General features: G+C 40.3%; 10 protein-coding genes. 3 read left to right on the top strand and 7 right to left on the bottom strand.

Annotated elements, in window-relative coordinates; all coding sequences use genetic code 11:
• Positions 1-199: transposase (locus tag CWB76_RS17820; RefSeq protein WP_138609399.1), on the bottom strand; the 199-nt coding region annotated here is incomplete at its 3' end.
• 342 nt (positions 200-541) lie between these two features.
• Here CWB76_RS17820 and CWB76_RS17815 point away from each other — a divergent pair.
• Positions 542-1,357, top strand: a complete 816-nt coding sequence (locus CWB76_RS17815; RefSeq protein ID WP_138609397.1) for an amino acid ABC transporter substrate-binding protein — start codon at positions 542-544, stop codon at positions 1,355-1,357.
• Here CWB76_RS17815 and CWB76_RS17810 read toward each other — a convergent pair.
• Positions 1,354-2,277: a hypothetical protein gene (locus CWB76_RS17810; protein ID WP_138609395.1), complete on the bottom strand. Its 924-nt coding sequence runs from the start codon at positions 2,275-2,277 to the stop codon at positions 1,354-1,356. The genes CWB76_RS17815 and CWB76_RS17810 overlap by 4 nt on opposite strands.
• 345 nt (positions 2,278-2,622) lie before the next feature.
• On the opposite strand from CWB76_RS17810, the gene CWB76_RS17805 reads away from it, so the two are divergent.
• A complete protein-coding gene (locus CWB76_RS17805) occupies positions 2,623-3,522 on the top strand; it encodes a substrate-binding periplasmic protein (protein WP_138609392.1) in 900 nt (299 codons plus the stop codon).
• A 73-nt stretch (positions 3,523-3,595) separates the two neighbouring features.
• Here CWB76_RS17805 and prpF read toward each other — a convergent pair whose 3' ends face one another.
• The 5 genes from prpF to CWB76_RS17780 form a co-directional block, all read right to left on the bottom strand.
• Positions 3,596-4,768, bottom strand: coding sequence for a 2-methylaconitate cis-trans isomerase PrpF (prpF, locus tag CWB76_RS17800; protein WP_138609390.1), 1,173 nt, complete (start codon positions 4,766-4,768; stop codon positions 3,596-3,598).
• 13 nt (positions 4,769-4,781) lie between these two features.
• Entirely contained in the window at positions 4,782-7,391 is a 2,610-nt protein-coding gene (gene acnD / locus CWB76_RS17795; protein ID WP_138609388.1) for a Fe/S-dependent 2-methylisocitrate dehydratase AcnD, read from the bottom strand.
• Between the two features lie 128 nt (positions 7,392-7,519).
• Positions 7,520-8,644: a bifunctional 2-methylcitrate synthase/citrate synthase gene (prpC, locus tag CWB76_RS17790; protein WP_138609386.1), complete on the bottom strand. Its 1,125-nt coding sequence runs from the start codon at positions 8,642-8,644 to the stop codon at positions 7,520-7,522.
• Between the two features lie 25 nt (positions 8,645-8,669).
• Positions 8,670-9,548 (bottom strand): methylisocitrate lyase, encoded by an 879-nt coding sequence (prpB, locus tag CWB76_RS17785; RefSeq protein WP_008109898.1) that lies wholly within the window; start codon positions 9,546-9,548, stop codon positions 8,670-8,672.
• Between the two features lie 119 nt (positions 9,549-9,667).
• Positions 9,668-10,381 (bottom strand): GntR family transcriptional regulator, encoded by a 714-nt coding sequence (locus tag CWB76_RS17780; RefSeq protein WP_076919062.1) that lies wholly within the window; start codon positions 10,379-10,381, stop codon positions 9,668-9,670.
• Positions 10,382-10,646: 265 nt separating this feature from the next.
• On the opposite strand from CWB76_RS17780, the gene rsmF reads away from it, so the two are divergent.
• A complete protein-coding gene (gene rsmF, locus CWB76_RS17775; RefSeq protein WP_138609401.1) occupies positions 10,647-12,086 on the top strand; it encodes a 16S rRNA (cytosine(1407)-C(5))-methyltransferase RsmF in 1,440 nt (479 codons plus the stop codon).
• Positions 12,087-12,706: the final 620 nt, after the last annotated feature.

Below are 12,706 nucleotides of genomic sequence, written 5' to 3'. Positions count from 1 at the left end.
TGGGTAAAGTTAACACTGCATGCATATGATCAGGCAACACTACCCACGCATCAATATAAAATGGTTTATGCATTTTTACCCAGCGCACAGCCTCACGCAATAAATCAATATGCTCAACCAATAATGATTTTTTACGATCCTGCAAATTAACCGTAAAAAAATACGTTCCTCCTGGTTGATAATTTCGACGATATCTCACAAAAAATCTCCTTATAATAAACGACTAAACATCGTCGGATGACGCCTTTGAATTATCCTACATCGTCGGATGACGCCTCCGGCTTATCCAACCTACGTTAATTGTTGGGAACGTAGGTCGGTTAAGTGGCAAAGCCACGCCACCCGACATTGGGTAATCCCCCAATATCAAAAACACTCCAAAAAAGCGCACTCGATCTACACTTGCTTAATAAATATCAAGTAACATCCATTTAATCACCCTGCAAAGTTAGAATTTATTGCTTGATAATTCATACTATGTTAACAAATAGACTATCTTATAAATTAATACATCAAAAGCACGCTAAGGAAGGATTTAACTATGAAGTTTGTTACGCTCATTTTACTAGCCTTACTTGGTTTTTCAGTTGAAGAAGCTCATGCAAAAACTGTGGTAAAAGTAGGTGGCTATGAGTTCCCTCCTTATATAGAAATTGTTGATGGGCGTGCTTCTGGTCTTACCGTTGAATTAATAAGCGAGCTAAATAAAATACAGCCTTCTTATCATTTTGAATTAGTACTAACCACACCCATTCGTCGCTTTAAAGATTACCAAAATGGCCTATTCGATTCGATTTTTTTTGAGAACCCAGATTGGGGATGGCTACAGGGAAACAATGTAATTAGTAACTCCCCTGTTGTAGCCATAGATACAGAAGTATTTATTGCTTTAAAGCAATTTGCCAAGTCTCAAGCCTGGTTTGATAACTTAGCAGATAAAACCTTGGTGGGTATTTTAGGCTACCATTATCCGTTAGCTAATTACGAAAGTAGCCCCTCAGTTCTTGAAAACGAATATAAAATGACTTTATTAAGCAGCCATAAAAGAAGTATTGAATTAGTATTAAAAAAACGCAGCGATAGCGCTATTGTTACTCGTTCTTACCTAAATCAATACTTTAGCAAGTATCCAAAAAGCAAGCGTTTGCTACTTGTGTCTGAGAGAGTGGCACAAACCTATAATCATCAGTTATTACTTCGCCCAAACCACACGCTAGATATAAGCACCTTGTATAAATGGGTAAAGCAAGCACTCACGCAAGGCAATATTGCAGCTAGGCTAAAGCAACTTGGGCTTCAACAATCACCTCTAATTACACCTTTAATGCAGACTAGCCAAACAAATACTGCTAATTAATGGCAGTAACTAGAAAACTTACTATTCTCATCATTTGTCGCAAACTCAACTAAAGTCATCAGTAAATCACTGTGCTTATGAGTAAACCCAGTATTAGCAAGACGTTTTTCTAAATAGGCGGTAAAGTTCTTTCTTTGCTGATGTTGGCTTTGTAGCTTAATTAATAGTTCTGACTGTTTTTGGTTAATTAATCGTGTCTCGTATATCGGGTCTTCATCCGGCCAATTCTCAACTGGAGAACCCTTTTGTTGAAATACAAAATCACTCAACGAGCGTTCTATTTCATTATAATCATGCCCACCTAGCAGTTTTTCTATCTCTTTTAGTAAACTTGAGTACAAAACCCGAGGAAACAGCTTGTAAAAGTCATGATTTTTGAAAGACTCACCAGAGGGCGTTTGTTGCCAATTTTCAAAGCTTGCTCGTAAAGCATGCACCAATATACGACCAACATAATGGCTTTTTTGAAACGAGACGCCTTGTGACTCTAATCTCGATAAAACATGGTTTAATCGTTGCTTTAAACTGCGTACTTCTAGTTGAAGTTCGCTTTTTTGAGCCTCTAGTAATTGTATTTCGTCAGCACTTGTTGTTATTTTTTGTTCTAATTTATTTATTTTGACTTGCGCACCATGAAACAAATTACGTGTATCTTTGAGCTCTGCCAATACACTGGCATTTTGTAATTTTATAGGCGAACTATCATCACCTGTATAGGTTATGGTTTGTTTACTGTTTATTAATGCTTCGTTTAACGCCTGCTCTAATTTACTTTCTATTACTTGACCAGACTTACTACCTTTAAGCAAGTTGGTTAAAGTTAAAGAAATATGTTTTTGATACCAATTTTGGATATGCTCACACTGCACATCAGATAAATTAGCAAACGGATTATCTTCACTTATTGGCTTATTAGCCATAAAAGTTCCCTCTAGTAAAAACACCTATAATTATCATACCAATTGCATTAAATTAGTGTTCTATTATGGCGCCTGAAAATAACGTAATAACAAGACGAAAGCTATAACATATAGTTATTCTATATAAATAACTTTACGCAGTAAGTGTGCCATTTAATACGATAGAATGATCATTTTTAAAAATCGGTATTGTGTCATATTTAAGTTAAGTTACTTATTTTTGTATATTAATAGCTATCGCTTTTTAAGGCTATACTTATATTGTTTGAATACTGAGAACATTTAAGTTGTTTATTCCAGATAACCCACTAAACTTAAGTGCACATATAAAAATGCATTATCCTTATGAGAATATTTTTAGTCGTTGCCTTACTTTTATCCTTCTTTACTTACGCAGATCCTGCGCCTGTAACCTACAATGTTGACGATAAAAATATTACTCTTCCAGGTAAAAAATATAAAAGTGGTTATGGCTATAATCTAAATGCTGATACCGTACTTCGTTTAGTTACACTCAACTGGCCTCCTTATATAGACGATAACCTATGCAATAAAGGCTGGCTTTACCAGCTTACAGTTAGCATGCTGGTTAAGCGTGGTTATGGCGTTCATATTGAGTTTTACCCTTGGGCGCGTGCAGTTCGTGAAGCAGAGCTAGGCAAAGCCGATATATTATTCCCTGAGTACTATATTGCCAACGACGTCATATCTGAAAATATTTTAACCAAAACACGCAATCAGTTATTAGCGCTATCAGAACCTATTCCAGGTGGCGATTTATCGTTTGTTGCACTTAAAGATCACACCATTGACTACGATGGCAGTATTAACTCTGTAAAAAATCGGGTTATGGGCGTAGTTCGCTCATATAAAAATAGTGACGAACTCGATGAACTGATTAGCCAAGGCAAAGTAAAAACCATTGTTGCAAACAGTGAGTATCAACTCATTCACTTGCTTTTAAACGGTCGCGTCGAGCTTATTGTTGCCGATTTAGAAGTACTTAAAGCCAGCGTTTACAAGTCACCTTTATCAAATAGAGATAAAAAAGTGATGCTAAATGCACTCGTTGCATTATCACCAAGTATTGAGTACAAAAATCTGCATTTTTCAGTAAGTAAAGATACATCTAATTGGCAATCTATTTTAGCTGACATCAACGATGAAATTGCCATTATGCGTAAAAACAATACTTTTGAACGTTTTATCGCTCATAAAAAACAACAGTGCTATAACCTAGGGTAATTAACGATTTATTTTAAACTACATGGTAACTATAAAGCTGATGCTCTCAAAGCCATCAGCTATTATACAATGTTTAAAAATCAAATGGCGCTCTTACCCAGCCTTCCATTAACACACGCGCGCTGCGGCTCATACTGGCTTTGCTAACCTGCCATTGGCCATTTGTAACCACCGCCTCTGCTCCCACTTTTAATGTGCCTGAAGGATGCCCAAAGTTAACTTCATTAATAGCTCCACCACCAGCGGCTACATTAACTAAGGTGCCTTTTATCGCGGCTGCTGTGCCAATAGCAACGGCTGCTGTACCCATCATTGCATGATGTAACTTGCCCATCGACATCGCGCGAACCAATATACTTATGTCGCTGGCATTTATGTGCTTACCACTTGAGGCTGTATAGTCTTTTGCTGGAGCAACAAATGCCACTTTAGGTGTGTGTTGACGTGCTTGTGCTTCATTAATATTATTAATTAAGCCCATTTTCACTGCACCATGGGCACGAATGCTTTCTAACATAGTTAACGCCGCATTATCGCTATTAATATCACCTTGCAACTCTGTACCAGTGTAACCAATATCCGCTGCATTTATAAAAATAGTCGGAATACCAGCATTGATCATGGTTGCTTTTAACGTGCCTACGCCTGGAACTTCTAAATCATCAACCACATTACCTGTCGGGAATAACGCGCCATCACCATCAGCAGGGTCAATAAATTCCAGCTTTACTTCAGCAGCAGGAAAGGTAACACCATCTAACTCAAAATCACCAGTTTCTTGCACTTCACCATTGGTCATAGCCACATGCACTAAAATACTTTTTTTAATGTTAGCCTGCCATACACGCACAATAGCAATGCCATTATCAGGCACTCTACCTTTATCAACTAAACCATTACTGATGGCAAATGCGCCTACAGCAGAGGTTAAATTACCGCAGTTGCCACTCCAATCTACAAACGCTTTATCAATCGCGACTTGACCAAATAAGTAATCAACATCGTGATCGGGTTGCTCACTTTTACTTAAAATAACGGTTTTACTGGTGCTTGAGGTTGCGCCACCCATACCATCAGTTTGTTTACCATAAGGATCGGGGCTACCAATAACGCGCAATAATAAGCTATCGCGCGCCTCACCTACCACTTGGGCAGGTGCAGGTAAGTCAGTTAAATTAAAAAACACGCCTTTACTGGTGCCGCCGCGCATGTAAGTCGCTGGCACTTTAATTTGTGGTTTAAACATCTGTTTTATGTCCTTATGATGCTTGTGTTGCTTCTAAAAAGTCTTGCGCAAAGCGTTGTAACACACCACCCGCAGCATATATAGAGAGCTCTTCTTGCGTATCTAATCTGCATTTCATTGGCACAGTGACTACTTCACCATTTTTACGGGTAATCACTAATTCTAAAGTTGCCCCTGGTGCTGGTTCGCCCTTAACATCATAGCTTTCACTACCATCTAAATTTAGTGTTTTGCGGGTTGTACCTGCAGCAAACTCCAGTGGTAGCACACCCATACCAATTAAGTTAGTACGGTGAATACGCTCAAACCCTTCAGCTGCAATAACCTGAACACCAGCAAGCCTAACACCTTTTGCCGCCCAATCGCGCGACGAACCTTGGCCATAATCGGCACCGGCAACAATAATAAGCGGTTGTTTACGTTGCATGTAGGTTTCGATGGCTTCCCACATACGCGTGTTTTCACCTTCTGGCTCTATGCGCGCGTACGATCCTTGCTTCACTTCACCGTTTTCATCCAATACCATTTCATTCAATAGTTTAGGGTTTGCAAACGTGGCTCGTTGTGCGGTTAGGTGATCGCCTCGGTGCGTTGCATATGAGTTAAAGTCTTCTTCTGGCACGTTCATTTTAGTTAAGTATTCACCTGCAGCGCTGCTTGCCATAATTGCATTAGAAGGAGATAAATGATCGGTGGTAATGTTATCGCCAAGTACCGCTAATGCACGCATACCACTCATACTGCGCTCGCCTGCTAATGCACCTTCCCAATAAGGAGGGCGACGAATATACGTACTTTCAGGGCGCCAATCGTATAATGGGTCGTTATCTTCGCCGTAATCAACGGTTAAGTTAAACATTGGCTCGTATACTTTTCTAAACTGCTCAGGCTTAACACTTTGCTTGATCACTGCATCTATTTCTTCATCAGATGGCCATAAATCTTTTAAGGTTACATCGTTACCTTGCTGATCTTTACCGAGGATATCTTTTTCTATATCAAAACGGATGGTACCGGCAATTGCATAAGCAACCACAAGCGGTGGAGACGCTAAAAATGCTTGCTTAGCATACGGATGAATACGACCATCAAAGTTACGGTTACCCGAAAGCACCGCTGTTGCGTATAAATCGCGATCAATGACTTCTTGTTGAATTTTAGGATCTAGTGCACCACTCATCCCGTTACAGGTGGTACAGGCAAAACCAACAATACCAAAACCAAGTTGCTCTAGCTCTGGTAATAAGTTTGCATCTTCAAGGTACGATTGCACTGCTTTAGAACCCGGTGCCAATGAGGTTTTAACCCAAGGTTTACGCATTAAACCTTTTGCATTGGCGTTACGCGCCAATAAACCTGCAGCAATTACATTACGTGGGTTACTGGTATTAGTACAACTAGTAATAGCGGCAATAATACACGCGCCATCTGGCATTAAGCCTTCTTCGTTTTCAACAACGCCCGAAATACCTTCTTTAGCTAAGTCGCTAGTAGATACACGACGGTGCGGATTTGAAGGCCCTGCAATGTTGCGCCCTACACTTGATAAATCAAATTTAAGTACACGATCGTAATGCGCTGTTTTTAAGCTGTCGCTCCATAGCCCTGCTGTTTTAGCGTAGTTTTCTACAAGGGCAATTTGCTCTTCATCACGACCTGTTAAACGTAAGTAATCAATAGTTTTATCGTCAATGTAGAACATAGCCGCGGTTGCGCCAAATTCTGGGGTCATGTTCGAAATAGTCGCTCTATCACCAAGGGTTAGTGCATCAGCCCCTTCACCGTAAAACTCGAGGTAAGTCGATACCACACGTTGCTCGCGTAAAAATTCGGTAATAGCCAATACAATATCGGTTGCAGTAATGCCCGGTTGGCGTTTACCGGTAAGCTCTACGCCAACAATATCGGGTAAACGAATGTACGATGCGCGCCCGAGCATTACACTTTCGGCTTCAAGACCGCCCACGCCAACAGCAATAACACCTAACGCATCAACATGCGGTGTATGGCTGTCGGTACCTACTAAAGTGTCTGGGAACGCAATACCATCACGGTTTTGAATAACCGGCGACATTTTTTCAAGGTTAATTTGATGCATGATGCCATTGCCCGGTGGGATCACATCAATATTTTTAAACGCAGTTTTTGTCCAGTTTATAAAATGAAAACGATCATCGTTACGTCTATCTTCAATCGCGCGGTTTTTCTCAAACGCTTCAGGGTCAAAGCCTGCATGCTCTACCGCTAACGAGTGATCGACAATTAATTGTGTTGGCACAACCGGATTTACTTTTGCAGGATCGCCGCCTTTTGCAGCAATAGCGTCGCGCAGACCCGCTAAATCAACTAAAGCGGTTTGCCCTAAAATATCGTGACATACAACGCGTGCCGGATACCATGGGAAATCTAGGTCTTGCTTGCGCTCAATAATTTGGCTAAGCGCATCGGTTAGCATATCGGGTTCACAACGGCGTACTAAGTTTTCGGCAAATACCCGCGAACTGTAAGGCAGTGTGGCGTAAGCACCTGGTTTAATGGCATCTACTGCGGCCTGGGTATCGTAGTAATCTACATTTGAGCCTGGTAATGGCTTACGGTATTGAGTGTTATTAATAATGGTCATAATAAATTCGCTAATTTGGTGACGGGGTTAATCAAGACAGGCTTTAGATTTGAAGGTATATTGTTTGCATAATTTGCTAAAGCCGTAAAAGGTGAGTTGGTAACTCACCTTTTGTATGGACTATATGTTTATCTTGATTCAATTGGCGTGTAGCTGCGCGCATCTGGCCCGGTGTAATCGGCACTTGGGCGAATTATACGGTTATTTGCACGTTGCTCTTTTACGTGTGCTGTCCAACCGGTTACTCGGCTCATTACAAAGATAGGCGTAAATAACTTAGTAGGAATACCCATAAAGTGGTAAGCCGATGCATGGAAAAAGTCAGCATTACAGAATAACTTCTTCTCACGCCACATTACTTCTTCACAGCGAACTGATACTGGGTAAAGCACATCGTCACCCACTTCTGCGGCTAATTTTTCAGACCATTTTTTAATAATTACATTACGCGGATCCGACTCACGGTAAATAGCGTGACCAAAGCCCATAATTTTATCTTTACGCTCAAGCATGCCCATTAGCGCGTCTTCAGCTTGATCAGCACTAGTAAAACTTTCAATCATATCCATTGCGGCTTCGTTTGCACCACCATGCAGTGGGCCACGTAAGGTACCAATTGCACCAGTAACACATGAGTGAATATCAGAAAGCGTTGATGCACACACACGACCGGTAAAGGTAGATGCATTAAACTCATGCTCTGCGTACAAAATTAGTGAAACATTCATCACTTGTGCAAATAACTCGCTTGGTGCTTTATCATGTAATAGCGTTAAAAAGTGTGCGCCTACTGAGTCATCATCAGTTTGTGTTTCAATACGAACACCGTCATGAGTAAAACGATACCAGTAACAAATAATACTTGGGAAAATTGCCACCATGCGGTCAATCGCATCGTTTGCTTCGCTAAAGTCATTTTCCATTTCAAGGTTACCTAGCATAGAACAACCGGTACGCATTACATCCATTGGGTGTGCGTCTTTAGGAATGTTCTCAAGCACTGTTTTTAGTGCTTCAGGTAAACCGCGTAAGCTTTTAAGTTTAGCTTTGTACTCTGCCAGCTCTGTTGTGGTTGGTAACTCGCCGCGAGAAAGTAAAAACGACACTTCTTCAAACTGCGCTTTTTCAGCCAGTTCGCTAATGTCGTAACCACAGTAAGTTAAACCTGAGCCTGTTTGCCCTACTGTACATAATGCTGTTTGTCCTGCTACTTGGCCACGTAAGCCTGCGCCACCTAATGCTTTATCTACCATGATTTGTCTCCTGTTAAATTTTTTATTATTTGTCAGATTTTGCTGAAAAAAGGTTATCTAGCGTGTTTTCGTACGAGTGATAATCTAAAAAGTCATAAAGCTCTGCACGCGTTTGCATGTTTTCAATTTGGCTTTGTTGCGACCCTTCATTCAAAATAGCCGAGTAAACATTGAGTGCCGCTTTATTCATAGCTCTAAATGCACTTAGTGGGTAAAGCACCATTTCTACACCCACATCGCTTAACTGCTCTTTGGTATAAATTGGGGTTTGGCCAAACTCGGTAATGTTGGCTAAAATCGGCACATTAATCGCTTTGCTAAATGCTTGGTAATCAGCAAGGTCGTGAACGGCTTCTGCAAAAATGGCATCGGCACCGGCTTCAACACAGGCTGCTGCGCGGTCTATTGCTGCATTTAAGCCTTCTTTTTGAAATGCATCAGTACGCGCCATAATGTAAAAATCGCTATCAGTTTTTGCATCTACTGCGGCTTTAATGCGGTCAACCATTTCAGCTTGGGTAACTATTTCTTTATTAGGACGGTGACCACAACGCTTTTGTGCTACTTGGTCTTCAATATGAAAGCCTGCTGCACCCGCTTTGGTCATTTCTTTAACGGTACGGGCAATATTAAATGCTCCGCCCCAGCCTGTATCGGCATCAACTAATAATGGTAAATCGCTAGCACCGGTAATACGGCGAATATCTTCAAGCACATTATCAAGGCTAGTCATGCCTAAATCTGGCATACCAAATGAGGCATTAGCCACACCTGCACCCGATAAGTAAATAGCCTGATGACCCATTTTTTCGGCCATCATTGCGGTATACGCGTTAATAGTACCCACAACTTGTAACGGGTGGTTATTTGCAATTGCCTGTTTAAATTTTAATCCTGCTGACATTACCTTCTCCTAACTTTGAACGGGGCTGCTCTTTGGCAGCTTAGTATTTTTTAATAATGTTACATCTGTATTAGGGTCTATTGACCTTTCGAAATTTAATCCGCAAAGATCAACAGAATCTAGTTAGCCATTTCATTTTGAGTAGCTTGTACTGATTGATATCCATCAAATTTTGTTTGTATATTTGCTTGGGAAGCACTGATATGGCGCTTCATTAGCATTTCAGCGAGCTCACCATCATGATTTTCTATAGCGTTAATAATGGCTAAATGTTCGTCAAACGCTTTCGATACGCGTGGCCCAACCATGCCCATTTGCACACGATACATTCTTATTAACTGGTATAGGTCGTGGCATAACAAATGAATTAAGTGAGCGTTTTTACTGCCTTTGATTATGCGATAATGAAAGTCTAAGTCGCCTGCTTCTTGATAGTACGACTCACCTTCTTTAACACGCTGAGTGTGCAAATGCTGGTTGAGTAATTGTTTCAAGCCTTGAACTTCATCTGGTTCCATATTGTCGGCAGCTAACCTACATGCAAGTCCTTCAAGGGCACTGCGCACTTGATACACCTCAATTAAACGCTCTGCGGTTAATGCCACAACACGACAACCTATATTGGCTTTGCGCTCAACTAAGTAACAACTTTCTAAACGGTTTAATGCCTCTCTAAGGGTTGCACGGCTTACACCATAACGCTTTGCAAGCTCTGGCTCTGATATTTTACTGCCTTGTGCAATGCTGCCTTCTACAATTTCGCGGCGCATATCTACAAACACTTTATCGGAAGCGGTTGTAACTGCAGTGTCGTTTAAAAAGTGCTGTGTCATAAAGTATTTTTATATTGTCGACAATTTATGGGTTAACTATGTGCTTATTAGCTAACAGTGTCAACCCTAAAAGCACTAAGAATGAGTAAAAAACCATCAAATTGTCGACAGCATTAGCTAAAAGTATAATAATTTTTAGTATTAAATACGTTTTACACAATAAGGTGTCGACACTTTCAAGGTGCTACTATTTCGGCTTTAACACTGAAAAAAATCGTCAAAAATGCTATTATCCGGCTTTAAATTTTATTGTATGAGCCAAATCGTGGACGCTAACACTTATATTCCAGAGCAATTTATTGATGACGTAAAAACTTACCTGCCTGATCACCTTACGTTAGATGATTTTTTAAATGCCTGTCGTCGGCCTTTACGTAAGTCCGTTCGCGTTAATACATTAAAAATGAGTGTTGAAGAATTTAAACGCCACGCAGCTCAAAAAAATTGGCAACTCATTACTATTCCATGGTGCGATGAAGGTTTTTGGCTAGAGCGCCCAAACGATGAAGAGCAAAATTTAGCGCTAGGTAATACCGACTTACACTTAAGCGGCGCAATGTACGTACAAGAAGCAAGCTCAATGTTGCCGCCAATGGCACTAAAGCAAAGTATTAAAGCCAGTAACACAGTACTCGATATGGCCTCGGCACCGGGTTCTAAAACCTCACAACTGGCTGCACTAATGAACAATCAAGGTGTATTGGTTGCAAATGAGCTGTCGTCATCGCGCTTAAAAGTACTTAGTGCCACGCTAAAGCGCATGGGTGTTGGTAATTGTGCGTTATCGCATTTTGATGGCGTGGTATTTGGTAATTATATGTTTGAATGCTTTGATAGTATTTTGCTTGATGCGCCCTGTTCAGGTGAAGGCACAGTTCGTAAAGACAGCGATGCATTAAAAAATTGGTCTATCGAATCGAACATTACCATTGCCCAAGTACAAAAAGAGCTGATTAAAAGTGCATTTTATGCACTTAAACCTGGCGGCACACTGGTGTATTCAACCTGTACATTAACCCCTCTCGAAAACCAGCAAGTGTGTGATGCATTGCTAGAAGAATTTGGTGAGTACATTAAGCCAGAGCCTTTAAATGATCTTTTCCCTGGCGCAGAAAAAGCCACTACAGACGAGGGTTACTTACATGTTTGGCCGCAAACCTTCGACAGCGAAGGCTTTTTTATTGCTAAATTTAAAAAGCACAGCAGCTGCGAAAACCAAAATCTAAAAGTTAAAAAAGGTGTATTCCCTTTTAGTGACTTTGATAGTAAACAGCAAAGTGCGTTTATGAGCTCTCTCAAAAAGCAATTTGGTTTAACGAGTCTACCAGGCACATTAATGCAGCGTGACAAAGAGCTTTGGCTGTTTCCAGATGAATTTGAAGCGATACAAAACAAAATTAAATATGCTCGATTAGGTATTCAGGTAGGCGTTATTCATAAAAATGGGGTGCGCCTCGCCCATGAATTTGCCACCGTATTTGGTAAGCAATGTAAAAGCAATTTACTGGAACTAAACAATCAGCAGGCCAGTGATTACTTTAATGGCAAAGACATTCGTTTGGATGAAGTTGTTAAGGCAACTGGCGAAGTGATCCTAACCTTATGTGGTTGCCCTATTGGTTTAGGAAAATGGCAAAAAAATAAGGTAAAAAACTCACTACCTAGAGATTTGGTGCAAAACACGCAGTTAATAAACTGGGAGTAAACTCTAACTTAAGTGTGCATAACAATTGTAACCCACTGTAATTATTGCAGTATAAAAAATGAGCAAAAATGTGTATTTTTGAAGCTTTTGACTATACTTAAATAACTTTCTTCTTCTCCCTAAGAATCTGAAAGTGTCTTTAGTTAGCGCAGGGCTCACATATGAGCCCCTCTATAACCCAGAGTTCCTTATAGCTCTGGGTCTTTTTTTGTCTTTAAAACAGGTTTTAGGTTTTAGGTTTTAGGTTTTAGTAATGAGACGCTACGCTTTGGGAAGTGGTGAAAAAAAAATTAATCACTTAGGTTAGTGGCTTTATTTTCTCATTTATTTCTCATTCCCTTCTCTCAGTTCAATTAGATCTTTAAGAAAATTATACACAAAGAGGGCTAAGAGACGCTGCGCTTTAGAGGAAGTGATAAAAACAGAAAGCTTTCATTAATAAGGGGCTTAATCGTTAATGTTTCCTCATTTACTCCTCATTCGCCTCTCTCAGTTCAATAAGATCTTTAAGAAAATTATACACAAAGAGGGCTAAGAGACGCTGCGCTTTTAGAGGTAGTAACAAAATAATTAGTCACTTAGGTTAGATCCTAAATAATCTCAGATACTTATAATACTAT

It is taken from the genome of Pseudoalteromonas sp. S1609 (assembly GCF_005887255.1).
In the GTDB taxonomy this organism is placed as follows: Bacteria; Pseudomonadota; Gammaproteobacteria; order Enterobacterales; family Alteromonadaceae; genus Pseudoalteromonas.
The sequence above is the reverse complement of the archived record's forward strand: the minus strand, read 5'-3'. Positions and strand labels throughout refer to the sequence as shown.

What these genes read in the sequence shown, in the direction of transcription:
- CWB76_RS17815 (WP_138609397.1), top strand. Translation starts at nt 542, where the DNA reads ATGAAGTTTGTTACGCTCATTTTACTAGCCTTACTTGGTTTTTCAGTT.
- CWB76_RS17810 (WP_138609395.1), bottom strand. Translation starts at nt 2,277, where the DNA reads ATGGCTAATAAGCCAATAAGTGAAGATAATCCGTTTGCTAATTTATCT.
- CWB76_RS17805 (WP_138609392.1), top strand. Translation starts at nt 2,623, where the DNA reads ATGAGAATATTTTTAGTCGTTGCCTTACTTTTATCCTTCTTTACTTAC.
- prpF (WP_138609390.1), bottom strand. Translation starts at nt 4,768, where the DNA reads ATGTTTAAACCACAAATTAAAGTGCCAGCGACTTACATGCGCGGCGGC.
- acnD (WP_138609388.1), bottom strand. Translation starts at nt 7,391, where the DNA reads ATGACCATTATTAATAACACTCAATACCGTAAGCCATTACCAGGCTCA.
- prpC (WP_138609386.1), bottom strand. Translation starts at nt 8,644, where the DNA reads ATGGTAGATAAAGCATTAGGTGGCGCAGGCTTACGTGGCCAAGTAGCA.
- prpB (WP_008109898.1), bottom strand. Translation starts at nt 9,548, where the DNA reads ATGTCAGCAGGATTAAAATTTAAACAGGCAATTGCAAATAACCACCCG.
- CWB76_RS17780 (WP_076919062.1), bottom strand. Translation starts at nt 10,381, where the DNA reads ATGACACAGCACTTTTTAAACGACACTGCAGTTACAACCGCTTCCGAT.